31 protein-coding genes and 2 tRNA genes are annotated in these 26,617 nt (G+C 36.1%); 25 read left to right on the top strand and 8 right to left on the bottom strand.

Annotation, left to right across the window (positions count from 1 at the left end):
* Positions 1–5 precede the first annotated feature (5 nt).
* The 8 genes from HMPREF9010_RS17745 (at position 6) to HMPREF9010_RS17710 (ending at position 9,415) form a co-directional block, all read left to right on the top strand.
* On the top strand, positions 6–1,052 hold the full coding sequence (locus tag HMPREF9010_RS17745) for an exonuclease SbcCD subunit D (RefSeq protein ID WP_008647868.1): 1,047 nt from the start codon (positions 6–8) through the stop codon (positions 1,050–1,052).
* A 1-nt stretch (position 1,053) separates the two neighbouring features.
* Positions 1,054–3,372, top strand: coding sequence for a hypothetical protein (locus HMPREF9010_RS17740; RefSeq protein ID WP_008647869.1), 2,319 nt, complete (start codon positions 1,054–1,056; stop codon positions 3,370–3,372).
* Positions 3,369–3,869 (top strand): crossover junction endodeoxyribonuclease RuvC, encoded by a 501-nt coding sequence (locus HMPREF9010_RS17735; protein WP_008647870.1) that lies wholly within the window; start codon positions 3,369–3,371, stop codon positions 3,867–3,869. The genes HMPREF9010_RS17740 and HMPREF9010_RS17735 overlap by 4 nt, the downstream gene beginning before the upstream one ends.
* Before the next feature lie 240 nt (positions 3,870–4,109).
* Positions 4,110–4,754 (top strand): RNA polymerase sigma factor, encoded by a 645-nt coding sequence (locus tag HMPREF9010_RS17730; protein WP_050396634.1) that lies wholly within the window; start codon positions 4,110–4,112, stop codon positions 4,752–4,754.
* Positions 4,720–5,325: a hypothetical protein gene (locus tag HMPREF9010_RS17725; protein WP_225684202.1), complete on the top strand. Its 606-nt coding sequence runs from the start codon at positions 4,720–4,722 to the stop codon at positions 5,323–5,325. The genes HMPREF9010_RS17730 and HMPREF9010_RS17725 overlap by 35 nt, the downstream gene beginning before the upstream one ends.
* A complete protein-coding gene (locus tag HMPREF9010_RS17720) occupies positions 5,309–6,664 on the top strand; it encodes a DnaB-like helicase C-terminal domain-containing protein (protein WP_008647873.1) in 1,356 nt (451 codons plus the stop codon). The genes HMPREF9010_RS17725 and HMPREF9010_RS17720 overlap by 17 nt, the downstream gene beginning before the upstream one ends.
* Before the next feature lies 1 nt (position 6,665).
* Complete coding sequence (locus HMPREF9010_RS17715; protein ID WP_008647874.1) at positions 6,666–7,709, top strand: toprim domain-containing protein; 1,044 nt, start codon at positions 6,666–6,668, stop codon at positions 7,707–7,709.
* On the top strand, positions 7,706–9,415 hold the full coding sequence (locus HMPREF9010_RS17710; RefSeq protein WP_008647875.1) for a PHP domain-containing protein: 1,710 nt from the start codon (positions 7,706–7,708) through the stop codon (positions 9,413–9,415). Before HMPREF9010_RS17715 ends, HMPREF9010_RS17710 begins: the two co-directional genes overlap by 4 nt.
* A gap of 35 nt (positions 9,416–9,450) precedes the next feature.
* Here the strand turns inward: HMPREF9010_RS17710 and HMPREF9010_RS26690 are convergent, their stop codons facing one another.
* A complete protein-coding gene (locus HMPREF9010_RS26690) occupies positions 9,451–9,573 on the bottom strand; it encodes a hypothetical protein (RefSeq protein WP_255342287.1) in 123 nt (40 codons plus the stop codon).
* A 48-nt stretch (positions 9,574–9,621) separates the two neighbouring features.
* Here HMPREF9010_RS26690 and HMPREF9010_RS17705 point away from each other — a divergent pair, with 48 nt between their 5' ends.
* The 16 genes from HMPREF9010_RS17705 to HMPREF9010_RS17640 all read left to right on the top strand — a co-directional run bounded on the left by HMPREF9010_RS17705 (position 9,622) and on the right by HMPREF9010_RS17640 (position 21,442).
* Positions 9,622–10,923 (top strand): ATP-dependent RecD-like DNA helicase, encoded by a 1,302-nt coding sequence (locus tag HMPREF9010_RS17705; protein ID WP_008647876.1) that lies wholly within the window; start codon positions 9,622–9,624, stop codon positions 10,921–10,923.
* A gap of 6 nt (positions 10,924–10,929) precedes the next feature.
* Positions 10,930–13,125, top strand: coding sequence for a hypothetical protein (locus tag HMPREF9010_RS17700; protein ID WP_008647877.1), 2,196 nt, complete (start codon positions 10,930–10,932; stop codon positions 13,123–13,125).
* Positions 13,122–13,649, top strand: a complete 528-nt coding sequence (locus tag HMPREF9010_RS17695; protein WP_008647879.1) for an ATP-binding cassette domain-containing protein — start codon at positions 13,122–13,124, stop codon at positions 13,647–13,649. The genes HMPREF9010_RS17700 and HMPREF9010_RS17695 overlap by 4 nt, the downstream gene beginning before the upstream one ends.
* A 1-nt stretch (position 13,650) precedes the next feature.
* Positions 13,651–14,424: a PolC-type DNA polymerase III gene (locus tag HMPREF9010_RS17690; RefSeq protein WP_008647882.1), complete on the top strand. Its 774-nt coding sequence runs from the start codon at positions 13,651–13,653 to the stop codon at positions 14,422–14,424.
* Between the two features lie 3 nt (positions 14,425–14,427).
* Positions 14,428–14,709, top strand: a complete 282-nt coding sequence (locus HMPREF9010_RS17685) for a hypothetical protein (protein ID WP_008647883.1) — start codon at positions 14,428–14,430, stop codon at positions 14,707–14,709.
* Between the two features lie 72 nt (positions 14,710–14,781).
* Positions 14,782–15,267, top strand: a complete 486-nt coding sequence (locus HMPREF9010_RS17680; protein WP_008647884.1) for a hypothetical protein — start codon at positions 14,782–14,784, stop codon at positions 15,265–15,267.
* An 8-nt stretch (positions 15,268–15,275) separates the two neighbouring features.
* Complete coding sequence (locus HMPREF9010_RS17675; RefSeq protein ID WP_008647885.1) at positions 15,276–15,479, top strand: hypothetical protein; 204 nt, start codon at positions 15,276–15,278, stop codon at positions 15,477–15,479.
* A gap of 1 nt (position 15,480) precedes the next feature.
* Complete coding sequence (locus HMPREF9010_RS17670; RefSeq protein ID WP_008647886.1) at positions 15,481–16,161, top strand: hypothetical protein; 681 nt, start codon at positions 15,481–15,483, stop codon at positions 16,159–16,161.
* Between the two features lie 4 nt (positions 16,162–16,165).
* Positions 16,166–16,594 carry a DUF5675 family protein gene (locus HMPREF9010_RS17665; RefSeq protein WP_032846307.1) on the top strand — a complete coding sequence of 143 codons (429 nt, stop codon included), beginning with the start codon at positions 16,166–16,168 and terminating at the stop codon, positions 16,592–16,594.
* A complete protein-coding gene (locus tag HMPREF9010_RS17660) occupies positions 16,591–17,106 on the top strand; it encodes a hypothetical protein (protein ID WP_008647889.1) in 516 nt (171 codons plus the stop codon). Before HMPREF9010_RS17665 ends, HMPREF9010_RS17660 begins: the two co-directional genes overlap by 4 nt.
* 49 nt (positions 17,107–17,155) lie before the next feature.
* Entirely contained in the window at positions 17,156–17,482 is a 327-nt protein-coding gene (locus HMPREF9010_RS17655) for a hypothetical protein (protein ID WP_008647897.1), read from the top strand.
* Between the two features lie 92 nt (positions 17,483–17,574).
* On the top strand, positions 17,575–19,152 hold the full coding sequence (locus tag HMPREF9010_RS17650; RefSeq protein ID WP_008647899.1) for a phage terminase large subunit: 1,578 nt from the start codon (positions 17,575–17,577) through the stop codon (positions 19,150–19,152).
* Between the two features lie 2 nt (positions 19,153–19,154).
* Positions 19,155–20,171, top strand: coding sequence for a hypothetical protein (locus HMPREF9010_RS17645; protein ID WP_008647900.1), 1,017 nt, complete (start codon positions 19,155–19,157; stop codon positions 20,169–20,171).
* Positions 20,172–20,281: 110 nt separating this feature from the next.
* On the top strand, positions 20,282–20,491 hold the full coding sequence (locus HMPREF9010_RS0124200; protein WP_008647901.1) for a hypothetical protein: 210 nt from the start codon (positions 20,282–20,284) through the stop codon (positions 20,489–20,491).
* A 181-nt stretch (positions 20,492–20,672) separates the two neighbouring features.
* On the top strand, positions 20,673–20,840 hold the full coding sequence (locus HMPREF9010_RS26310) for a hypothetical protein (protein WP_008647903.1): 168 nt from the start codon (positions 20,673–20,675) through the stop codon (positions 20,838–20,840).
* Complete coding sequence (locus HMPREF9010_RS17640; RefSeq protein WP_008647905.1) at positions 20,840–21,442, top strand: GNAT family N-acetyltransferase; 603 nt, start codon at positions 20,840–20,842, stop codon at positions 21,440–21,442. Before HMPREF9010_RS26310 ends, HMPREF9010_RS17640 begins: the two co-directional genes overlap by 1 nt.
* A 136-nt stretch (positions 21,443–21,578) precedes the next feature.
* Here HMPREF9010_RS17640 and HMPREF9010_RS25275 read toward each other — a convergent pair whose 3' ends face one another.
* From HMPREF9010_RS25275 to HMPREF9010_RS17615, 6 genes are all read right to left on the bottom strand, one after another.
* The gene (locus HMPREF9010_RS25275; RefSeq protein ID WP_008647907.1) at positions 21,579–21,749 is read right to left on the bottom strand and encodes a helix-turn-helix domain-containing protein; all 171 of its coding nucleotides are present in this window, start codon (positions 21,747–21,749) and stop codon (positions 21,579–21,581) included.
* The gene (locus HMPREF9010_RS17635; RefSeq protein WP_008647908.1) at positions 21,746–22,885 is read right to left on the bottom strand and encodes a site-specific integrase; all 1,140 of its coding nucleotides are present in this window, start codon (positions 22,883–22,885) and stop codon (positions 21,746–21,748) included. Before HMPREF9010_RS17635 ends, HMPREF9010_RS25275 begins: the two co-directional genes overlap by 4 nt.
* A 276-nt stretch (positions 22,886–23,161) precedes the next feature.
* A tRNA-Lys gene (locus HMPREF9010_RS17630) sits at positions 23,162–23,234 on the bottom strand.
* 31 nt (positions 23,235–23,265) lie between these two features.
* Positions 23,266–23,338, bottom strand: a tRNA-Lys gene (locus HMPREF9010_RS17625).
* 89 nt (positions 23,339–23,427) lie between these two features.
* Positions 23,428–24,231 carry an MBL fold metallo-hydrolase gene (locus tag HMPREF9010_RS17620; protein ID WP_004295897.1) on the bottom strand — a complete coding sequence of 268 codons (804 nt, stop codon included), beginning with the start codon at positions 24,229–24,231 and terminating at the stop codon, positions 23,428–23,430.
* Between the two features lie 82 nt (positions 24,232–24,313).
* Positions 24,314–25,702 (bottom strand): peptide MFS transporter, encoded by a 1,389-nt coding sequence (locus tag HMPREF9010_RS17615; protein WP_004295896.1) that lies wholly within the window; start codon positions 25,700–25,702, stop codon positions 24,314–24,316.
* Between the two features lie 96 nt (positions 25,703–25,798).
* Between HMPREF9010_RS17615 and HMPREF9010_RS17610 the strand changes: the two genes are divergently transcribed.
* Positions 25,799–26,221: a BT0820 family HAD-type phosphatase gene (locus tag HMPREF9010_RS17610; protein WP_004295895.1), complete on the top strand. Its 423-nt coding sequence runs from the start codon at positions 25,799–25,801 to the stop codon at positions 26,219–26,221.
* A 112-nt stretch (positions 26,222–26,333) separates the two neighbouring features.
* Here the strand turns inward: HMPREF9010_RS17610 and HMPREF9010_RS17605 are convergent, their stop codons facing one another.
* Positions 26,334–26,582, bottom strand: coding sequence for a DUF6965 family protein (locus HMPREF9010_RS17605; protein ID WP_004295894.1), 249 nt, complete (start codon positions 26,580–26,582; stop codon positions 26,334–26,336).
* Between the last annotated feature and the right edge of the window lie 35 nt (positions 26,583–26,617).

Below are 26,617 nucleotides of genomic sequence, written 5' to 3' on the forward strand. Positions count from 1 at the left end.
TCACAATGAGCAAGAAAATACCAAGTGCCTTATTGTTGAATGATATACATGTATCAAAAGACAATATTCCAGAATTTCAAAAAAACTGGGACGAGGCTTTATATATATGCGATCAATATGGGATTGAAGATATGATAATTGGTGGAGATTTGTGGTTATCACGCTCTTCTCAAACACTTAGCACACTCATGGCTGTTCGCCAAGCTATCATAAAAGCCACTAAAGCCGGAATAACCATTACCGTTGCCGAAGGAAATCATTGTAAAGTTGACCAGGAATCAGTTCTAGGGTATAGTCATTTGTTTAGTGAATACCCCCACGTCTATGTTGTTGATGACTATTCGATTATTAATATTAGCAACGATGTAGAACTATATATAATGAGCTATTTTCCAGAAAACGGAAGTTTCGTAGAACGGCTGAAAAAAATGGTAAAGGCGGAATTGAACGCGTCTGTACATAATATCCTATATATTCACGAAGGAATAAACGGGGCACTTAGCACGCCTAATGAAAAAGAACTGCCCACGAACATTTTCAGTGATTTTGATACAGTTCTTGTAGGACATTATCACAATCGTTGTATTATCAAAGGTACCAACATTGAATACATAGGTTCTTCCAGGCAACATAATTTTGGCGAAGATGAAGAAAAGGGCTATACCATTATATATGATGATGGTAGCCATGAATTCATAAAGAACCAAGTCAATATTCGCTACAAAGTTTTGGACATAAAAGCTAGTCAAATCAATTCAAAACTAATTGATAAGCTGGATGATATGAAAGCGGATGGAAGATACAAGATTAAAACAAGAATCAGTTGTACAAGCCAAGAAGCTTCAAGTATTGATAAACAAAAACTTCTGGAAGCAGGGTCTTCAAAAGTGGAAATTGTTACTGAAGATGTGGAAATCACAGAAACAACAGCCCACTCTTTAGATAAAAAATTCGACAAATCCGGTATTAAGCAAGAATATACCAGTTTTTGTGCTAACAAAGGAATCATAAATATAGAAATGGGGTTACAATACCTTGATAAAATCAGTTAATATGTGGACATTAAGACAAGTTTACGCAAAAAACCTATGTGCTTTTAAGCAATTGGACTATACATTGTTGCAAAAACATACAACGCTGATTTTTGGCAACAATATGGATAATGATTCGCAAGGTTCAAATGGTTCCGGAAAATCTGCTATGCTAGAAGCAATCGCTATTGGGATAACCGGAGAGACACTTCGTAGAATAAAAATGGATGAGATAATCAATGATGCGGAGGATGAAGCGACTGTTTCCCTTTTGTTTCAAAACAATACTACAGGACAGTACTTATCTATTAAACGTGTTATCTCCCGTAAAACAGCACAGATAATCAAAGTTTCTATATATTATGATGAAATTGATTGTAACATAAAACATATAGAACAAGCCGGAGTTGCAGATTACAATAAATTTATACTTGAAACACTGGGGCTGACAAAAGATGATGTTTTCTCAAACTTCATTCTTTCTAAGCACAAATATTCGTCATTTCTCTCCAGTTCTGATCGCGAGAAAAAAGAAATCATTAATCGTTTCAGTAACGGTGTAATGGTAGATGAATCTATCGCTGCATTACAAGAGGATATGATACCGATTCAAGAATCATTAAAACAAGCAGAATTGAATGTAGCGAATCATACCGGACGTGTTGAAACATTACAAGAGCAAATCAACACAGCTATTACAGAATCAACAGAGCGTTCACAAAAGAAAGCTGAACGTATAGCAAACTGGAATGAAGCTATTGCTGGGAAAAGAGCTTATATCCGTGAGCAAAATGTTCTCATAAATAAAAGTGACGAGTTACTGGAACAATATGATAAAACAGATGAAGTATTGCAAAAACTGGAAAACAGTAAAAAGGATACTGGTGCATGTTTTGAAATTATTTCAGAACGTTTTACTTCATGCGCTTTGCCATTACCTAAGGATTTTGCAGCTATATCAATTAAAAATCAGAAAGAATTGGAGGTTGTTACAACAGAATATTCCAATGTACAACAACAGCTGATTCAGCATGAGAAAAAGATTGCAACAGCCAAATCCTCTTATGAGAAGCTGTTAAAACAACATGAGAAGTTTCAAGAAAACTTCAAAAAGAAATCCACCAAAATTGAGAATCAAATAAATGAATTATTGGATTCTATTAAAAAGTTGGATGCCGAGAATAGTAATCTTAGATCACAAAGGACTAAGTTGGAAGCAGATATAGCCAGCCTCCAAAAACAACTTGCCGGAGTTATCGTTTGTCCTAAATGCCAACATGAATTCACATTGGCTAATGATGTAGATATAAACGAGGTTAAACTAAGATTGCAAGACCGAAATGGAGAGACACAAGACATTCTCCAAAATATTGAGGCTAATGAAAAACGCATTTCAGATATTACAACAAAAGGACGCGAAGCTCGTAAAGAACAGGATGAATTGAATCGTAGTAAAATAGAATGGTCGAATAAGATTACCGAGACTTGTACAGCATTGGATGAATTATCACGTAATACGTCTTATTTAACCAATAAAATGCAAACTCTCCAGCATCAAATGAATACCCTTCAGAAATCCATTGATGATGCGCGTACTAATTTATTTGATGATTCTTATGCAATATTAGATGAAGCTATTAGAAAGCAAGAATACGAAGCAAAGCAGGCCGAGTTGAATATTAACAATGCTAATGGAGCTATTCAGTCATACGAAGAATCTATTCGTGACATCGAAAACTCTTCCGAAACTGACATGATAGAATCTCTCAAAGCCAACAAGAAAAAATATGAGAAAGAATTGGTATTAGCCATTTCTGAAAAAGAAACTATTGAACGAAAATTAAATTCATATAAAGAGCAAGAAGCAACCTTTATTGAATTTAAAACCCATCTGGCTAATACTAAAATTGATGCTCTTAGTCACATAACTAACGAGTTTCTGGAAGCCATTGGTAGTGACATTCGTATTGCATTTTCCGGTTTTACAGTCTTAAAAAGCGGAAAAATCAGAGATAAGATTTCCATTTCTCTTATTCGCGATGGTGTAGATTGTGGCTCTTTTGATAAATTTTCAGAAGGTGAAAAAGCAAGAGTTAATCTAGCTAATATTTTGGCAATGCACAAACTTACCAATGTAAATTGCGATGACGATAAAGGACTAGATCTCCTGATACTTGATGAAATATTAGAAGCCACTGACGAACAAGGGCTTTCCAACATTTTTGATGCCCTCAATCAATTACAGATTACATCTTTGGTAGTCAGTCATGGAAATATAGCTGAAGGCTACCCATACAAGACTGTAGTCAATAAACTTAATGGCGTTTCATACATAGAATGATTAACGAATCAAAAAACATTAAAAATGAGTCAATAAATCAAATTACACGTGATAATGTGCTTGCATTAGATATAGCAGAGCACTGTGGATATTACTCAACCCATGAATCAGGAACATGGAATTTTACCCAAAGAAAAGGCAAAAATGCGACCGAGCAACATAAAATGTTTTATGACACACTGGTTGAATTTATCCAAAAATACAACATCAAATTGATTATCGCCGAAGATGTATGCGTTTCAAAGCATTTCATTGCAGCGCGAAAACTATCCGAATTTAGAGGCATATTATATCTGATATGCGCCCAGCTTGGACTCCCGGAACCAAAATTCATAAACGTTAGCACAGTAAAAAAATGGGCTACCGGTGACGGAAAAGCTGACAAAAAGAAGATGATTGAATATTGCATCAAACGATGGAATATTACACCAGTCGATGACAACATGGCTGATGCAACCCACATCTTCAAATATTATGTAAGAATATACAAACTTTAGACAGAAAATGAGTTACGCAAGAAACATAAGGCGTAGGCAACAAAGAGAAGGCCAGCCCCATTTAATGATGCTAGGAAGCTTGCTAGGAGATTTTTACGAATTCCTTAGTAAACAACCCCAGCCAACAGACAACGAGGTAAGAAGTAATTTTATCTCTAGTAATAATAAGTGGAAGAAGTATTGTAAAGTCCACAAATTGATGAACTCGGATCACTTGTTTGTGCTCAATGTTCAAGAGGCGTGGAAGAGACATACTCAGCAGTTACCACAGAACCCATAATAATAAGTGATGAAGTAGCTGCACGGCGAAAAGCCCTATTTGATAAATACGTAACACCGTACAACCGAATGATATACAAGTTATGTATGCGCTATACTTTTAATCCTTCTGACATAGAAGACAATTACATAGAAGTGCTTACCAACATGTATAAATATATCGAGACATATAATCCAGAGCGTTCTGTACAAACATGGCTCCATATTGTAACCAAACGATGTGTTTTTGATTTGGATCAACGTAAAAAAAGGCATCAAGACATGTTGAGTGATGATAACGATGTGGAAACATTTTCTTCCAGTGAATCTATTGTAGATTTTGACGAAGTAAGCTCTAACGTAATGGGTATTGACAATTATCAAGAGTTATACAGCGATGATGTTTTAGCTGCATTAAAACAGTTGAAACCACAATACAGAAGCGCACTTTTGTATCAACAGGCAGGATATAAACTCAAAGAAATTGCCGAAATCGAATATCGGAACGGTGCCTTAGAATCTCGCAATATCGAAACTGTCAAAAGTCGATTATTCTTGGCGCGTCAACAACTTCAACAACTATTGACTCGTGATGGAAAAAGAAGAACGACTGACGAAACAGATTAAGACAGTATATACAGAAATAGCCAAGCGTTTGGTAGACCCCTCCTTCTCATTCCCAGAGGGAGGGCAAGCCAAACGCCAACTATCCAAATTTATTGTCAACTTTACTCAAATTTGTGGTGGAGAATTTAATACTTCACGACTTGTAGACTATTGTGTATTCCAGCTTCATAAAAACAGGAATGCCCAATATCAACGTACATTAGCTCCAAAAACATTTGGGACTACCGCTCTTCAAAAATATCTATCAATGTCTTCCAAATCCAAGCAATATCTGGAAGACCAATGGTTATCTGAAGCCAATCTAACCAGAGCCTATCTAAATTCACTAATCTGTAAAAAAGAGCATCCTCAGTCTAAGTATATTTATATGCCATCTGAGGAATGCACTAAGAAACGGAGTATCAACACAGATATTGGGTTTCTAATATGCTCTACATCCACATTGATGTGGAGTCCATTCTCTCCAGCATGTCAAATATGCACAAATGTCGAGAAATGCAAGCAAGAAACCGCGATAAAATATCCAGAGTTATACCGAATAAGACTCGAAGAATATGGCGAAAGAAGATAACGTATTAACAGAAGATTTCTTATTTGAATTATATTACGCTTGTTTTACATACGACTATGTATGTAGCTTAGTGTGTGAATATATGCAGAAATCGTACCTGCCTGGTAGAGATTTTCAAGCATTGCAGGGGTATCTGTGCAAATACTTCGCAGAACACAAATCATCCCCTACCCTTAATATTATCAGCCAGATAGTTTCTGTCAACAGAGAGGTTTCAGCACTTTTAGAAGATATAAAAGACTGCGCCGAAGGAGTTGAACCGGAAATTATATTGGAACAGTTTGAAAATTATCTAAGACAAGTAAAATTTCAAAAGACTTACAAAGAGATAGGTGAACTTTATGCAAAACAGGATCGTGACAAAGCAATGAAGTTGCTCCAATCATTTGCAGAATGGCAAAATGATTTCAGCTTGCGTCAAAACTCTTTTGTTGATGTAGTCGAAACCTTTGAATCCCGTTTTAGACGTAATAGAGAAAAACACAATCAAGAGTCAAGATTTAAACCAATCACCAGATTTTATATTGATGGTCTGGATGAAATGAACGGTGGACGAGATTTACGTACTCAATTAACATGCCTCTTAGCCCCTACTGGTGTTGGGAAAAGTCATGCCGCACGTTGGATTGGAAAATGCGCCTCTCAAATAGACGGATTAAACGTTCTTCATTTCCAGTTAGAAGGTTCTGAAGATGAAGTTGTGGATGCTTATGCCGCATCATTGGTTTCCTGTAATTCTTATCGTTATAGTACTGGTACACTAAAAGACCGGGAATTAGAACGAATGATACAAGAAATCAAAGCAATGTCTGGCACCCTAAAAGTCAAATCCTTTCCAAAGTTCGCTAATCAAGTGTCTACCATTGATATAAAAAATGGTATTGCTGAATACAAAAAAATCTATGGCATATCTCCAGACGTTGTTATCATAGATTCTATGGATTTGCTAACAGATTCCAGCGGACGTAGATGGTCAGAAAATGGAGAACGCCACAAACGAGTTGCTGTAGCTAATGATTTAAAGGACTTGGCAGGTGACGAAAATGTCTGGATGGTTGTGACTTATCAGGCAACTATAGAAAATAGAGAGTGGCTTAACGATGAACAAAATGTATTGACTGAATATAATTGTTCAGAAGCCAAAGGTTTGAGCAGACCAATGACTCATCTTATTACTCTTAATCAAAGCATCAATGAAATGCGCGAAAATGTCATGCGCCTAAATGTTGCAAAATCACGATTCTTCAAAAAAGGAGACCCATTTAAAATTGCTACAGATTATGATAACGAATGTTTTTATGACAGAGCAAGAACATTAAATATCAGCAAAGTTGCGTAATATGGAATTGAGTAAAGAAGAAAAAGAGTATATAATCCAAGAACTTTCTATTGAACTACATGCAAAACCGGATGGTAGCGGAAAGAACTTGATTGTCCCCCAGTGCCCCTATTGTGGGCATGAAGGGGGGAAATACGGTATATATATAGGTAAAGCAACCGAAAGGAAAAAGCCTTTTATGGCACACTGCTTTTCGTGTGGACGTTCAACCCAGACATTAGAGCAATTGCTAACAGATATAGGCCGTCAGGACTTAATTATAACAGATACTTTTGATCTTGATGGAGATAAAAAAATTAATGATTTCTCTTTTCTGGAAAACGATGACAGGGAAATAGATGACTCTCTGTGTGTTGTGGAAATGCCTGAATATTATAAGCGCACTCATTTTAATCGGTATTTAAGAAAACGTGGATTTATTGAAGAAGATTACGATTTCTTTCCTGTTGGCACTACACGTAACATGAACTTCAAGTTTGATGATTATGTAATATTTCCGATTATAGACAATGGAGATATTGTTGGGTATATTTCCCGGCATATTTGGGATAAAGCTGATATTGATGAATACAACCGTAAAGCAAGTCATAATGGAAAATTCCAAATTATGCGTTATAGGAATAGCACTGAAAACGATTTTGTTAAATTATTATACAACTATGATAGTATAATTGAAGACGAAACAGATACCGTAATTCTTGTAGAAGGAGTGTTTGATGTCATTGCACTTACGCGAAAATTAAACCTGTATAATAACCCATCTGTGGCTGTTGTTGCTACGTTCGGGAAGAAAATCTCTGATACACAAATTTATAAGTTACAGGCAAAAGGGGTTCATACAATAGTCATTGGATATGATGGAGACGCTACAGAAGCTATAAAAAAGACAGGTGATCAACTAAATGAATATTTTGATTGCTATGTTGCCGATATAGAAGATTCCAGCCAAGATTTCGACAGCATGGACTTTTGGGAGATATATGACACATTCGCTTTCGGACTGAAAACTTTAACCGAATATAAATTAAACAAAATTCAAATATGAATCCTGATTTATTAAATTGGCTAGATAATAATAAGATGTGTTTCAATATCATAGATGAAGATGTTATTGAAATCACGGGCTTTGGTAAAATGTACTATGAAGATACCAGTATGATTAAGTCCATCTTCCGTACTGATGCTGACAACAACATCAAGTTCAATACAATGGAAAACATCCAAACATTACAAGAAGAAGGCATTAATTATATAGTATTTCAATTTGGAGACAACTGGTATTATTACGATACAAGAAAAGATTTTGAATTTCAAATTTTAAAGTATGTAGGCGATAGGAAGCCATTAAACCATGCCCAAGAATTTGTAAACTTAGGCATACATACCCCTTTTGAATTGCTCAATGGAAGTTTCTCGCTAACAGATTGGATAAAAAAAGCCAAATACTTAGGGCAATCCGCATTAGGTATTTGCGATTACAATACAATGGCAGCAACCCTTATTCTTCAAAAAGAATGTGAAGCTGCTGGCATCCAATGGGTGTTTGGATATTCACTTACATTCACTGATGGTATCGAAAAGATAGATGCCAAAATATACTGTCAGTCACAAGAAGGACTTCAAAATTTGCTTAGAATTCAAAAATGTATTAATGTAGATTCTGAAAATAAAATCATTGATTTACAAGATCTTCTAAAACATGGAACCGGTAATATAATTGTATTTAGCAAATACGCGTCATTTTGGTTGAAAGAAATAGGAAATAATCTTGACCGTTTTTTCGATAGTTTTGACGATTGCTTTTATCAATTAGATTTATCGGAATTCAAAGCTGAACGTATTGATATTAAAGTACTAGATGCCACAAAATGTTACTTTGACTACATTTATGATACAGGCGATCTTCCTCCAGTATTAATTTGTGACTGCTATTATTTGGACAAAGATGATGCAAAAAACAAAATCATCCTTAACAAAATTGCTGAAGGGGCAGCACATGAACAAAGTGATGACCAATATTTTAAGGACTTGGACGAACACTGGACTACTATGTCTGGCTTGTTTGATGAACACAAATGGGACATAGAGGATATATTCAATTGGGCGTGTGAAAATACAGTCAAAATTGCTGAAGGGGCAAAAGCTAGATATGAAATTGAACGCAACTTTATGCCTCAATATGACATGGCTGACAATGAAAAATCAAAGTACGCCAACCGACATGAAATGTTTTTGGATTTGCTGGAAGATGGGTTCAACAAACTGGTCCCCAAAGGTAAAGAAGATATATATCGCAAACAATTAGATTATGAGGTTTATGTATTGGAATCAACCAACAACGTAGATTACATGCTCGTACAATATGATACTGTTAATTGGGCACGCAAAAATGGAATATTAGTGGGATGCGGACGTGGTTCTGCTGGAGGGTGTCTAGTTTTATACCTATTGGGAATAACACTTATAGATCCAATAAAATACGATTTGTTATTTGAACGCTTCCTTCTTCCAGAACGTGCAGGACTATACCCTTCAGATGTGACCATTATTGGAGATGACGTAGATTCCAATCAATATATCGAAGTTACATTAGAAAATCATAAAACTTATAAAATAGACAAAGACGCACAGTTACTTGTGAAACGTGCCGGAATGGATGATCCTATTGTAGTATATGCAGATGAACTGCAAACTGACGATGATATTCAATTTGATAATCGAGATCTTTTATTTACTCTAAACGAAATTTGATTATGATTCCAATTTTAAGAAAAGTGGGATGGGATTTAAATCCCAATGACAAGGTAGTTAATGCCATCCTCAAAAGATGTGAAGCCAATAATGGCGAGTGTCCATGCCACAATGACTCCAAAGACAAACGATGTCCGTGCAGCTCGTATAGAGAACATGATGTTTGTCATTGCAATTTATATGTAAAAATCGAAAAATAAAAAGGTATGGAAGATATGATTTTGACAGAAGAGATGCAAAAAATAATGAATCTCATTCAGGATGATGAGAATAATGTATTCGTAACAGGTAAAGCCGGTTCTGGAAAGACTACATTTCTAAAATATCTAATTGAAAAATCCGGGAAGAATTGCATTGTAGCTGCCCCAACAGGCATAGCAGCGATTAATGCAGGGGGCGTTACATTGCATAGTCTATTTGGCATTCCTTTTGGACCCATTACACCTTACGACCGACTGGAAAACAAATTTTCAGAATACAAAGTAGAACTATTGCTCAAAATGGAATTGCTGATTATTGATGAAATAAGCATGGTACGCCCAGATATTCTGGACACCATTGATCGCAAACTAAGGTGGGTTTACGAAAGCGATGAACCATTTGGCGGTGTACAAGTGATAATGTTTGGCGATCTTTTTCAATTGCCTCCAGTAACAAAGAAACAAGAAAGAGAAATATTGTCTGACTTTTATGATGGCTTTTTCTTTTTCAATGCCTTAGTTTTCAAACGCACAGGTTTCCACATTGTAGAGCTAACAAAAATATTCAGGCAAACAGAACCTGAATTTATTAATGTACTCAACAATATTCGTAATTACCAGGTAACATCCGATGAACTGGATTTATTAAGCGAATTGAAAGACCGCAAAATCAGTAGCAGTTATGATAACGAATACATCCATATTTGTACACACAAAGCTGATGTTGAGAAAATTAATGCCGACAAATTAGGGGAACAAGAGATACGAAACTATGATATAGTTATCAAGGATAAGTTCCCAGAATCATCTATACCATGTGATTTACATTTAAAACTTCGAGTTGGGGCAAGAGTTATGTCATTAGTTAACGACTCATTAAAGGGTTATTATAATGGTATGCTTGGAATTGTGACCGCATTAGAAGATAACGTAATTACAGTACGTATGGATAATGGCCGGACTATCAAATTTGAGCGTTATACATGGAGTAATACGCAATATACTTTAAAAGATAATGAGATTGTAAAAGAAGAAATTGGTTCATGTACTCAATTCCCATTAACATTGGCATGGGCCATTACCATTCATAAAAGCCAAGGACTTACATTCGATAAAATTATCATTCATGTATCACATACTTTTTGTCCTGGACAACTATATGTAGCCCTTAGCCGATGTAGAACGCTGGAAGGCATCGTTTCAGATGCTTTTATCACCAAACAAATGATTATTCCAGAATATGCTCTAATTGATTTTGAAAGGGCATACAAATCAGAAGGTAACTATTATGGTAAACGGTTAGATTAATTAAAAATGAAAGTCATATCAGTTAAATATAAAACATCTTCAACAGAGGTGAAAGCCATAGATTGTTTTGTGGACAGTGGTTATTTGCAAGGTCCTGGAGGTTCCCTTCCAGATGTGGATGTAGACTTCCAATCAGACCGTAGACAAGAGGTAAAAGAGTATATTGAACGCCGTTATAACCATGATGGTAAACAACGTGTGTTTTCTGCCGGAACCTTTACGACTTTAAAGTTGAAAGCAGTTCTTAAAGATGTAGCGCGTGTACATCGAGTACCGGTAAATATTGTAAATTATATCACAGCTATATTTGAAGATGACAATATGAGCTGGACAGACCTGTTTACAATGGCTGCTACTAATAAAAAGGTACATAGCTTCATAATGGAATACCCACAAGTAATTGAAGATATTCGTACTTTGATGGGGCAACCTCGTTCTTCATCAGTTCATGCCTCTGCCCTACTAGTAACCCCAGATTCAAAAGATGGAAAAGATTTGGAGTGCTTTGATTTTACCCCTATAAAGAAAATAGACGGTGTATTGATTTCCGAATTTGACGGTTATTCATTAGACGAACAGGGATTACTAAAAAATGATTGTCTTGGTATCAAGGAATTATCAAAACTACAAGCTGTCATCAATATATGTAATGATAAATATCATACCAATATTACTTTTCAAAATATCGTGCAAAGCGGACTAGATGATCCTAAAGTATATCAACTACTACAAAAGGGATATACCCAAAATATTTTCCAGTTTTCATCTAAAGGGATGACTAAGTTTCTGGTAAGTATGCAACCAGATAAAATTGAAGATTTAATCGCAGCCAATGCCTTATTTCGTCCAGCAACACTAGATTCCGGATCTACAGATAAATATGTAGACTGCAAATTGGGAGATGCAGATCCTGTATATCTATGGGGAACATACAATGCCATGAAGAATACTTATGGTGTGCTGTGTTACCAGGAACAGCTAGCACAAATTGCACGTGAAGTTGGAAAATTCAGTTTAGGTGAAGGTGTTAAATTGGTAAAACTTATATCCAAGAAAAAAGTAGATAAGATTCTTGCCTTACGAGACAAGTTTATGACCGGAGCTAATGAAAATGGTTGCCCAAAAGAAGATGCAGAAGCAATATGGCACATGTTTGAGGTAGCTGGTGGTTATCTTTTTAACAAAAGTCATGCAACCGCTTACGCTGTTACCGCCTATGCCGGAGCCTACCTCAAAGCCAATTACCCTACAGCTTTTTATACCATAGCTCTTCAATGGGCTAAAGATGATGAAATTCCTACATTAATGAGTGAGATGGAACTATGCAGTGAAGCAAAAATAGTTCCACCAGATATAAATGTAAGTGGCGGAACCTTTATTACAGACTATGAAACCAATAAAATTTTTTGGTCTCTTTCTCGTATTAAAATGTTGGGAGCTAAAGCTACAGAATGGATTATAAACGAACGAAATGTACGCGGAGAATTTAGTTCTATTGAAAACTTTATAGAACGAATATTCCGGTATAAATTAAAGCAGTACAAATATTGGGATGATCCAGACAACCCGAATGAAGTTACTAAATGCCCAGTTAATGCAAGACATGTCCGTCATTTAATATTATCCGGATGTTTTGACAAAGTAGAAAATGCCCAATCAGTCATAGAACGATATGCCATTTTAGAAAAAGCCGCAAAATGTTTAGGTTTTGAAATATCCGAAAAAGATATACCGGAAGATTTGAGAAACAAACATTATTTCTGGAGTCAACAGCAAATCGCAATTAGTGGCATTGGAGCTATCGACTATAAACGTATTTATGACAATTCAGAAGCAAAGCCCAAAATAAAAGGAAAAGCATCTTGGGCACTTTTAAAAAACATACAAGACCCCGATTATGATGGAAAACGCGTTGCTATTTGTGCTAACATTGTAGATATTGAGGAGAAAAAGTTTAAAGACAAGAAAACAGGTGAGAATCGAGTTTTCTGCAAACTTTTACTTCAACAAAACAATGATCTGGTAGAAATGGTCATCTGGAATGATGAATGGATGAATGTCCGGGCAACACTTTGTAAGGGTGGTTCTCTTAGCAGTGCAAAGAACAAAATGCTTATATGTTCCGCCCAAGTCAAGTACAGTGACTATACAGGTGGAAACAATCTTCAGTTATATAAATCTTCAATTATAGACATATTATGAAAATAAAAGCAAATATACCAATTATTATAACTATTGTCGGACCATCTGGAAGCGGTAAGACAACAATGGCAAACATCATGTCTGAAAACGGCATTCCAACAATAGTATCATATACAACACGTCCCATGAGGGAAGAAGAAACAAATGGAAAAGAACATTGGTTTGTAACTCCGGAAGACAAGCCCCAAATGTCTGAAATGATAGCTTATACACAATTCGGCGAACATGAATATTGGGCTACATTGCAACAGGCAAAGCAGAAGATATGTACATACGTAATTGATGAAAAAGGTCTGAAATATTTAAAAGAAAAATTTCCAAACTCATTTATTATATTTTCTGTATATATCGACAGAAGTATGGATGATCGTATAAATTGTGGAATCGACCAACAGCGATGTGAACGCGATTTGAATCGTATAGAGATACCTTTAAATGAATATGATTATGTTATTCATAATAATTATTCACTCGAAGAATTTAAACAAAAAGTTAAACAACTCACATTAAGTTTATTAAAATAATATGGCAACTCCTAATAACGAAAAGCCAATTATCGTGGCTTTTACCTTAGACTTTGAGACTGGCGGTTTGGACTGCCAAGATTGCGCATGTACCCAGATTGCAATCCATGCAGTACGTATAGATACTTTTGAAACAATTGACAGATATGTAAAATACATATCCCCATATAATAAACAGCCGGATAAAGGTGTGGCTAAACGTAAAGTATTGAAGAGTAAATTTGATAAAGACGATGAACAGCCCATGAAATATGAAGAAAAAGCTCTGACTTATTCCGCCATAACAATGGATATGTTAGAATCTCTTGGTATGGACATCAAGCAAGTTGCGGCAGAGGTTATTGATTTTATCCGCAAAAACATATTATCAAAAGGTCGCAACATAAAACCCTTCTTAATTGGTCAAAACATTGGATTTGATATAGGATTCATGCAACAGTTAATGGAATATGGAGGACAAATGAAAGAATTTGCCAAATTAATGAGAGGAGAAACAGATTTCTATGGGCACTTCCAGCCTTTATATATAGACACAATCGTTTTAGGACAATTGGCTTTATCTCATTTAGATGGCATGAGCAGTTATAAATTGGAAATCATGGCAGAAAAATTTGGTATCGAACTAGATGATGCCCATGATGCAGATGCTGATGTAACAGCAACGACCAATGTGGCTATGGTATGTTCCCAAAGGATGCGTAATGCTTCCGGCATAGATGATGGTAGTATGGTTATGACCAAAACAGAAAAATCACGTGTTCATTTCAAAATATAAAATATGGTAACAGAAGAAGAAAAGCAACAAGCGCAATCAATTGGACTGGAGCCAGAAGTAGTGTTCAACACTCTTTCAGACCGAAGAATCCTGGCTGTACAAACCGAAGATACCCATGAAACTATTATGGAAATTTCCGGATATGATTTACAAATAAATTTTAATCGGGATAAGTTACAGAATATTGCAGATATAGAAAGTATGCTAGATGGACTCAAGGACCTATTCAGACGGGTTGTTATGCAAGATTTATTAGAAAGTAACGTTGAAAAAACAAACTCATAAGACCTTTCCTAGCTATTCTTAGTAAACCAAGCCCAGTTGAACATATCGGCTGGGCTTTAATACAATTAAAGAATGGAACTAAAGAAACCAGAATCGTTGAATAAACAAGAAATTGATTTTTGCGAGTTATTCATTTTCGGCTGTGACCCTTATGCCGGAAATGCTCGCAAATGCTACGAAGATATATTCTATGATTCCAGTCATACCTCTTTAAGAAAGGCAAAACAATTAATGGCACGGGATGATGTACAAGAGTATATCAATCAGTTGCGAGCTATCGCTAATTATGAAACAGCCGACCTAAAAGCTCGTCTAACAGAAAAACTACTGCATATTATAGACGAAACTTCTACAGCAAAATATACAGATCGAAGAGGCACAGAGCTATCACCAGCTCCATTACGTTCTGTAGCTGTGCAAGCATCAAAAGCTTTAATGGAAATGTATCCAGTAAAGGTAGCACAAGAAAGTAAAGTTGAATTGAAAGGTAACGGTGACTCTGGTATTGTTTTCAATGTCATTGTTCCTCAATCTAATAATGATAATAATGTTGAATAAAAGAACAAATGGTAGGACGAAAAATTACAATCATTGCCTCCCCTCTATTGAAAGAATGGAAATTGAAAAAGTTAATTGGAAGGGATGGGGTTATTATTAAAAAGAATCAAAATCAAAAAACAAAAGGCGTATGGGTACGCTTAAATGAGCCATTTGCAAATGAACTAGAATGGTTTATCCCAATCCAATCAGTACAAATTACTTCACATTAATATGGAACAGTTGGATAAAGGCATCGGATGGCTTCAAAAATTGCTTAACCTACAAAAGAGATATGGCTTTTTCAGCATTATAAAAGGACTATTTCTGTTGTTTTTAAGCGGTTACATCATATTTTTCGCATTAAATCCAAAGTATCTTTTGGATCGCATGTCCGAAATAACAACTGCCCAACATGACCATCTAGTAAATACAAGGTTATCTGCGGATTCCAATATTCGCCATATTTTATCTAAAATGATATTTACCACTAATGCTGACCGGGCATGGTTAATAGAATTTCATAATGGAAGTAAAAATCTGACAACAGGATTGCCATTCCTTTTCGGTTCGATGCGAATTGAAGAAGTTAGGGATAGTATATCAAATGTTGACGAAGACTATGCGGATTTTAGCTTATCAAAATACAAACTTGTGGCAAAAGTATTGGACGATGGATATTTTTATGGTGGGTTGGATGATATTCAAAAAATAGACCAACGCTTGTATTACAAATTTCAAGCCAACGACATTAGCGAAATAGCCTTATTAACATTGTATGATGGAGAAAAGCCCGCTGGAATTATTGGTCTATCGTTTTGTAACGGTAAAAAGATGGACAAACAACTGGTTGGAAAACATATCAGAAGCAGTGGCATAAAAGTAGCCACATTACTATCACAAATAAATGATTAAGACTATGGAATTAAGATTAGAACGTCTATGGCCAAAAGAGGCTTATACAATTGGCAGACTATATATCAACAATGAGTTTTTCTGTAATACACTAGAAGACAAAATAGTTGATAAAAATAAAAATGGAATATTCGATAATGGAGAAAAAAAAGTTTATGGAGAGTCGGCAATTCCGTATGGTACTTATAAGATAATCTATAATTGGTCTCCAAAATTTGGTCGTAATCTCCCAAGATTATTAAACGTTCCTCATTTTGAAGGTATTCTCATACATAGTGGCAATACTGCCGCAGACAGTGCTGGTTGTATTTTAGTGGGAAAAAATTCAGCGGTAGGTCGATTATCTGAATCAAGATATACTTCTGATTGCCTTAACAGAAAGATTGAAGAGGCACAAAAAAAAGGGGAACCAATTACTATCAGTATTGTATGAAACCAATTACTATCATAAGTTGTATTCTTTGTATTCTGTTACTCGGTTCATGCGCTACTTCTAAAAATACGGAGCATCAACAACAGATAGATTACTCCAGTGAACTGCAACAACTTCGCAACTCACTGGATTCTCTTCACATGGATATTGACAAACAATCTAAAGTAACGGCAGACAAATTGAGTAATTTAAAGTTAGAAAATAAAACTGTGTATTTATCAATGCCAGACTCTACCGGGAAACAATATCCAATAAAGCAAAGCATAACTAATATAAACAAACAAGATACCGAGCATACAGAATCAGCTGAAACATTATCAATATCCATTTCACAAATATCATCCAAGCTAGACTCTCTATACCAAAGGGTTAATGAACTTAGCAAATCGTCAGGAAAGACTATAGAATTAAGTTGGTGGGATTTACATAAAGATAAGATTTATCTATCGGCAATAATTACAATGCTAATAACAATATTTCTTGTTAAAATCAAAAAATCATATCATTTATAACAACCACCTCTATAGCAAAAGACTATTCTTGATAAAACATTAAGAAGTTATGGATTTACATATTAAAGATAGATTGCTTATTCCTTCTATTTTTCCAGAACGGGGAAATTTTATGGATTTTAATTTGAAAAAGTCTATCGCCCGAAAAATTGCTATTTCAGAGCAAGACAGAAAGGACTATGAAATAGCCGAAAAAAAGGAAGAAAAGCGAATTGAATGGAACGTTCAAAAAGACGCAGAAACCCCATTAGTGGTAGAATTTTCTAAAGAAGAACTGGATTATATGCGTAGGTCTTGTGAAGCTATTGCAGAACAACAAATGCCAGATGAAATGTGGGCTGTAGTTGAACGCATCTATAACGAAGCACAAAATTGATTTCTTACTTCTTTACTCACAATCATATCTTCCATACGAATGGGAATCTGTCTTACTGTACGGATTCCCATTTATTGTTTTAAATTAACAATATGGCTGTAGGATTAAAAGCACCAAACATAAAAATTGATTTCAAGCCATCTCCCAAACAATATGAATTATGGAAATTACTTCAACCCGACTATTGCCCTCATTGTGGAGGGCATATATCACAAAAAATGGTCGGACATGATATTAAAGGAAACCCACAATATAAACCATATTGCACATCATGCGGCTCTGAGAATCTACCACAACTTATTTTAGGAGGCGGTGCAGCCGGAGGTGGAAAATCTTATTTAGGAAGCTGCTGGCTTGTTAGTAGCTGTATGAGATTTCCAGATATACGTGCCGTTGTAGCTCGTAAAACCTTAAAGAGCTTGAAAGGTTCTACTTGGAATACCATAAAGAAAGTATGTAAGGAATGGGGACTAAAAGAAGGGGTGAATTACAAAATAAACAATCTGGATGGGATATTGACATTTTGGAATGATTCAGTCATCATCATGCAAGAAATGGTTGACTTACCTTCAGATCCAAACTTTGAACGTTTCGGGTCTTCAGAATATACTATTGCATTCATAGATGAGGTATCAGAGATTTCAGAAAGAGCTATTGAGGTATTATTTTCTCGTCTTCGTTGGCGCACAGCAGAAACATTTAAAACTGCTAGAATGATGATGTCAACCAACCCTTGCATCAATTGGGTACGTTCGCGTTTTGTTCAAGACGATGAAGGAAATCCTGTATTATGCAAAGAAGGCGAAGCATACGTACCATTCTCTGTTTTTGATAATCCGGATATTCAGTTTGTACAGACCTATGTTGCAGCATTAAACAAAATTACAGATCGAGCAACACGAGAAAGGCTTTTATATGGAAACTGGGATTTTGTTGACTCAAATCTTATGGCTGCATATTGGAATTTTGATGGCGAAAAACATCTTATTGAACGGTTACGGGAAAAAGTTTATGATCCGATGAAACCAATCATATCAGGATGGGACTTTAATGTCGCTCCATATATGAGTGAGATGGAGTTGCAGATTAATTATGAGAAGAAAGAAATATATCTGCTGGAAGAAAATTTAGGTAAACCAGAGAACAAAGAAAACAATACCCCAAAATTATCTCAAAAAATAAGGGACAAACACCTCCAGAATCAGCATATAGGTGGAATAATTATAACAGGAGACCCAGCAGGATTAGCACGTAGCACGCAAACAGAAGAAGGTGTCAACAACTATACTATTATAGTGGACAATATGAAAAATAATGTGCTAAGGCCACGTATAAAATTGCTTCAGAAGCAGCCGCCACAAAGTACCAGGTTGGAGTTTGTCAATGCAATATTAAACGGGTTTGACGGTTGGAAATTCATGGCAGACCTACGGTGTCGTAAATTTACTGAAGATATGATATACCAGCAGAAGAACTCTGACGGCACCAAATCCAAGAAAAAAGTATTAAACCCCAAAACGGGTGGAAAAGAAGAAAAATACGGGCACTTATCGGACATCTTGGATTATGTATTGGTATTGTTTCTCTGCGACTCATGGAGACGGTTCCAAAATCAAAAGACAACAATTGAAACATATACAGCACCAGTCTATAACACTTTTGAATATTAATTATGTATAGAAGGTTTTTAAACAAAAACGATTATCTGGGTATCATTACGGAGGATGCTTTATCGCAGCTTACCCGTGGGAAAGATATTTGTTTTGTGCAGGCAGAACAAGCCGCTGAAGCATCTATTATGGATTACCTTACTGAAAATTACGAAATTGAACGCGAACTAAATCGAGGTAAATTCATCTTTGAATATGATCGAAGAATCAGTTATCCTATAGGATGTCATTTTTACCTTGACGGAGAAATATGCGAGGTAATTCAAGCTATCAATGGCTACAAAGCTCCTTGTCCTATATCTTATTGGCACGAAACAGAAGAGATACTTGACTTGGAAAAAATAGAACAATACAGCCAGATGAAAAACTATCGTCCCGGAGATGTGACAAAGTTCTTAGGAAGGACATATATATGTGACATCGCCAATGGCATAGACTTCAACGATATTCGTATTCCGGAAGTTAATGCCTGGGAAATGGTTGATACATACAAGTGGGACACCGTTCCATACAATGAATGGGAAGTTGTAGAATATGAAGGCAAATTCTTCACCTTGCTAACAATGGATAATTATGACTGTCTGGTCAATCCAATGGAATCTGACTGCTGGGGGATGATTGGAGAATATGATCCTTCACTCAATTCTTATGAATTGTCAGAACACGAATATGTAGAATATAAAGGAAAAATTTATTATCCTATAATCAACCCCAATGCTGATGTACCGGAACTGGAAAGGAATATCAAATACCATGACCCAAGAAACTATAACTTGAAACGCCACATGGTTCAACTGTCATTATACGAGTTGCACAAACTGATTTCTCCGAACAATATCAGCACTGTACGAATAGATGACTACGACCATTCTATGCAATGGTTAAAAGACGCTTCCAGGCTAAAATTAAATCCTCAAATTCCGAGAAAAATTGATAACAAGAAAGAGCCTCTTACAGACTGGCAGATGGCAACCTTTCAAACATCTTATGACCCATATCAAAACCCTTGGCATGTATGAAATGGTTTTAATATGATAGCATCATCTCAAAATTAAAAATTAACCTCAAAAATTACATGGATCTTCTAAAAAGAATTAGGCAGAAAATAGATGAATTCTGCTTTAACCACATGAGAATGGACGGTGCCCAGCATCTGATTGCCGGTATCTTGATTTATGATGTACTCAAATACCTTATACCTGTTTGGAGTGCCATACTAATCACTCTGATTATACTTGTCGCCAAAGAAGTTGTTTTAGACAAATGGGTAAAGAAAGGGGCGGCAGATTGGCATGACATAATCTGGGGAGTCATAGGGCTTCTGTTAGGAGTGCTGTAAATACTACTATTAAACTTAACGATACGGTGGGTAATAGTAATGTTATTCACCGTATTCTTGTTAATGCTGCTGTAGATACTAAACTTTGTGTTAAAAGTAGTGCTGATAAAGATGATTTTAATGATGCTGAAAGAAAAAGTAAAACTAATGTTGTATCTTTGTCTCGTAAAACAATTGATTTATGGCAGTTTATATCAAACCAATACCAACATTAACCGGCAAAGTCGCAGAAAAATTTGAAAAGATTGCCCGTGAGAATGAGAAAAAACGAGGGACCGTTGATTTTTCGCGTGAAGTAGAAATGACCAAAAGAATTTTGGAAAAATCAAACCTTCGTAAATTCAAATAGTGGGTACATTTATCGAAGATAATTGCGAATTTGTTGAATGGAGCAGACCTCTAATAGAGAACTGTTCTGACTTTTCATGCACTCACGATAAGGATATTGAAAATTTCTTCAAAAATGATTTTGAAAATTACAACAATCAATTACTTGGTAAATCATACGGTTTCGTAAAGGCTAACACTTCTTTAGAATTAGTTGCAGCATTTACCGTATCCAATTCAATGTTGCCCGTTTCGTCCTTACCTAAAAATATAAAAAACAAAATAAATCGCCCAATACCCAATATTAAACGCAACTCTCAATATCCAGCTGTATTAGTTGGACAATTAGCTGTATTTGATTCCTTTGCTGGAAAACATATTGGTGATGAAATCTTGTCTTTTATAAAAGGTTGGTTTATTGATCCGTTAAATAAGACTGGATGCCGTTATATTATTGTTGATGCCGCCAATCATCAAAAAGTGATAGATTTTTATCAGCGTAATGGATTCAAATTTATATTTGAAAATATTGCAGATGAAATAGAATACATGAAACTAGACCTAGAACCAGAGTATAAACGTACTCGTTTAATGTACTTTGATTTGATTATCCTAAAATCATAATTTGTTTTCTTCTAACAAAGAAAAATACCCCGGTCACTTAGGGTGAATACCATGTGTCAAAACAGTAATCTGGGCTTTTACCTATTTTGGTAAGTCATAAATGACACACAGTGCAAAGTAACCGAGGCATATATTTTTATCTATTCGTCATATTAACGAAGTTCATCAAGTCTTGCTCCTTTATCAATACTCTACCGGCTGGCTTGGTGTACGGTATTCTTCCTTCAGCCAAATATCGTTGAGCTGTTCTGTAAGATATACGAAGAAAATCAGCTGCTTCTCTTACAGTGACAAGTTTCATCTTCATACAATATTATTAAGTCGTTCAAACTCTTTGTCTACTTCAGCCTGGTATATATGCGCATATAGCTGCGTGGTCTGGATATTCGTATGTCCAAGCATTTTGCTAATAACCTCAATCCTCACCCCATTGGCTAATGCAACAGTAGTGGCAAAGGTATGCCGGGCAACGTGACTCGTCAGCTTCTTCTTTATTTCACAGAACGCCCCCAGAATTTTTAAATATGAATTGTACTTCTGGTTAGATATAACAGGCAACTTAAACTCATACTTCTTTAATATATTCATAACTTTATCCATGAGTGATATATTATAAGGAGTTCCGGTTTTTATTCTCTCATCTCGTATTCTATACATTCCGTCTGTCATTATAGCATCTTTGAAGTTGAAAATTGCCAAATCCGCATACGCCAAACCAGTATAGCAACAAAACAGGAAAAGATCTCTCACACGATTCAGACACATATCATCAATCTGTTTAGTTTCGAGTTTAACCAGTTCTTCTTTCGTCAAAAACCTTCTTGCTACACGTTTACCGCGATCTAATTTGAAATTCTGATATGGATTCTCTGAAATCAAATGAGCCGCGTACGCTTCTCTTACAAATACTTTCAGTATCTTGTGATAATTATACACCGAAGACTGGCATTTGCATCGTTTTTTGGCGAATTCATCGTATGCTCTGATATTTTCATCACAAATATCAGTAAAATCTTTAATCCTGCCAAATTCTTTCAGTGCTTTTAGTACACACTTCTGCCTTTGCTTCGTTGAATCAGTAACTTGCCGTTCGTATATCCGTTTCTCCATAAAGGACAGAAATGAATTTGTGGTTCCAGATTCCGAATTGTTCAAATACCGTTCCAATCTTTCAAAGGTGAAAGGAATGTTTTGAGAAGAAAGCTGATAGACAAAATCATATATCCCAGACACCATATCATTCAACTTTTGGTTGAACACTAATGACTGGGGGTGATTTTTAACTTTCAGGTCTTTGCCCCACTGGTCGGAATAGAGTTTTATGCCAGTTCCGACATACTTGCGTTTCCGCTGATAAGTAACCTCCATTTGTACGGAGGATTGACGTTTTTTGGTGGCTACGTGCTTTCTATCAAAGACGAGCCGTACAGATACATTGTTCATACTTTTACTTTAAGTATGATTGATAAATGTAGATAAGGAGAAATTGGAAGATTTACGTCTGGTATCACACCGGGTATCACATTGGTATCACACCGGTATCACCCCTAGTATCGCATTGGTATCACAAATATGTCACTATTTACTATACCTTGTCATAGTTTGACGTAATTAGTACTATCTTTTGATACTCCTTTAGATGTCAATTTATATAACATCTATTCAATTAATCTGCTGTAAACCAACAAAATAAGGAGGCAAAAACCTCCTTTTTCCTAGTACACCCTCAGGGACTCGAACCCTGGACCCATTGATTAAGAGTCAATTGCTCTACCAGCTGAGCTAAGAGTGCAACATTTTATTTTATTGCAACGTTGAATTTGTACACCCTCAGGGATTCGAACCCTGGACCCACTGATTAAGAGTCAGTTGCTCTACCAACTGAGCTAAGAGTGCTTAATTCCTCGTTTGCGGTTGCAAAAGTAGGTCTTTTATTTTATTTGACCAAACAATCATGCAGCTTTTTTACTATCTTTTTTTCGTCTTTATTCGAACACATAAAGCTCGGAAGGCGTATTTCGCTTTAAAGCAAGTAGTTGCACATCTTTGCCTACAATAACACCTTTGTTCTTTAATTTCCATTCCACCGTTTTATAAGCCAGCTCCGGGTGATTATTGTCTTTACTTAAATGGCATAACCAGATATATCGCAAATGTTCAGTGATATTTTCCGCCAGAAACTCTGCAGTATCAGAGTTACTCATGTGTCCGGTTTTACTTGCAATCCGTTCTTTCAGATATTGAGGATAAGGCCCCATTTTGAGCATTTCCTCATCGTAGTTGGCTTCAAGTATCAAATAATGGGCTTTACTGATATAATGAGCAGCTGTAGGAGTAATCTCTCCAAGGTCGGTTAAGAAAGAAAAGACTTTGCCATCAATTTCAATGCAATACCCCACATTGTCCGTTCCATCGTGTGGCACTTCAAAAGATTCGATGTGAAAATCTTCCAGCGTCATAGGCTCTTGCTTTTCCAGATAACGAACTGACGAGCTAAGTTTCTCCGTCATACAATAGCTACGATTAATTCCAGCATGAATACGTGCGGTTGTATAAACAGGAATATTCATTTTTTCTCCCAGATTACCTACTGCTTTAATATGGTCAGCATGATCGTGCGTTATAAATACCGCACGAATACTATCCATCAAGATATTATAATCTTTCAGTGATTTTTTGATAGTACGTATGCCGATTCCGGCATCTATCAGTATTCCATAGGTTTCAGTGCCCAGATAATAACAGTTCCCGCTACTGCCACTCGCCAGGCTTATAAATTTTACTTTCATGTTTTATCCTCTTTATTAAAATGCAAAATGCCGTCAACTTTTACAGCAAAGTGACGGCAAATATACATAAAAAAGCAGAGAATTACCGAGAAGCCTCCTTCTTTTTGTCGATGGATTCGGTGATTTTTGCAAATAAGAGTAGCGCTACAGCGGCAATCAGGCCTATAGCAGCAAAGTAATACCATATATAATGGGCATTTCCACTAGCTGCCTCCCATGCTTCCCGCGTCTCGAACAAAGCCGGATCCGGACAATATTTAGTGAGCAGAATTCCCGCCAGACCAAAACCGAAAATGGAAGAAAGGAATGAATGCAAATGACTGAATCCTAAATACATTCCTTCTTCTCCTTTAGGAGCCTGTAAAGAGAAATATTCCAGATAACGCGGTGAAATGAAACATTCGGCAAGCGCCTGCACAACTATACCCGCAATCATCATCAGAGTAATATTGCTCATACCTGTAATAAGATCATTACCCAACAAATTTCCACATGCCATCAGTAATGCCGAAATAGGAATCAAAAACATTCCCACATTCATCGAAGTAATCGCACTGCGTTTGGCCATCAAACGGGTGATAAAACTAACGCAGCAAACCACCACAAACGGATTCACATTGGCAATCCAACCCGGTTTTGCCGTCTCGCCAGCCATACGAATCACATATTTAGGCATAGTGGCATAAAGCTGCTGCTGCACCATCCAGAAACCAGTAACAATCAAAATAAGAATCAATAAACGCCAGTTTGTGATGATTCGCATAAATCCCTGTCCAATCTCATGGAGACTTTTTCCTTCACCTGCCGTATGCGTCGATTTATAAAGAAGAATAACAGCAAGTAAAGCAACTATTGTCATCGCACCGGAGAAATAATTAATATAGATATACGCTTGTTCACCAATGACATTACGCAAAGGATCGATAATCGTTTTACCGGTGAAAGCACCCACATTTACCATCATATAAAATATGGAATAACCACGGGCACGGGTTGCTTCCGTTGTTTCTTTAGCCACAGAAGCGGAGATAATGGACTTAATGAAAGAACCTCCCACCATAAGTACAAACAAAACCGGCACGATGATCCACCGGGTATAGCTATCAGGCAAACCATTAAATTGAGTAGTGGCACCATAACTAACCAAACCGGCAGCTTCCAGTAAAGTGGGCAGTACACCCAACCCTAAATATCCGATGGATAATAAGGAAAATGCTATAATCATTGATTTCCGGAAACCGATCTTGTCAGCATAAGCACCGGAAAAAATAGGAAGCAGATACAATCCACCGGAAAAAAGCCCGGAAATCATACTTGCTTCGAAATCATTAAAACCTAAAATGGAAGATAGATAAATAGTGAGAACGATAAAAACGGCATAATATGCCATACGCTCAAACAGTTCGACTGTGTTGCTGACCCAAAATGCTCTCGTAAAGCCTTTAGCAGCACGCTGAGGGGAATTGTTCATATATTTATATTTTTATTAAAATGTTAATTTGAGACAAAGATACGTTTTTTTGGCTTACTGTCCGTATCTTTGTTCCAAATTAGGTAATTAAAAACTATGATTATAGCTGTTGATTTTGACGGAACGATTGTAGAACATCGTTATCCACGCATTGGTGAAGAGATTCCATTCGCTGTTGACACATTGAAGTTATTGCAACAAGAAAAGCATCGTTTAATACTGTGGAGTGTGCGTGAAGGAGCACTTCTGGACGAAGCTGTCGAATGGTGTAAAGCCAGAGGTTTAGAATTTTATGCCGTTAATAAGGATTATCCTGAAGAGCAGAAAGGCCATCAGGGATTCTCTCGAAAGTTGAAAGCCGACATGTTCATTGACGATCGAAATCTGGGTGGTTTACCAGACTGGGGAGTCATTTACGAAATGATTAAAGAGAAAAAGACGTTTGCAGATATCTATAGCCAAAACGGAGAAGAAGAAAAAACATCCCTGAAAAAGAAGAAAAGATGGCTGCCTTTTTAGGAAGCTGATAAATATCAAACTAATAAAATAGAAATGCACTCTAATCATGTCAGATAAGAGTGCATTTCTATATTCATAAATGATTTATCATTCAACATTGAATCGCAATTTGCTACGCTTCTTTATTTTCCCACTTTTCCCTAAACTCCCATAATTGCTCAATAGTGGGATGAAAAGTCGGATTCTCCCAGTTTCTGGAAATCATTGCAATCAAAGACTCCAAATACGATTTACCATCAATAATGGTAGTACATTTATTGACCTGATATCTTTCTGTTGGATAATTCTTTGTCTCAATCATCTTTTTTGCCCAGTTCAATAATTCCTGAACAGCTTCATTGTCATAAGTATGTTGTGCCATATCTTTAGAATTTTCCGCAAAGATACAAAGTTTAT

This window comes from Bacteroides sp. 3_1_23 (assembly GCF_000162555.1).
GTDB lineage: Bacteria > Bacteroidota > Bacteroidia > Bacteroidales > Bacteroidaceae > Bacteroides > Bacteroides ovatus.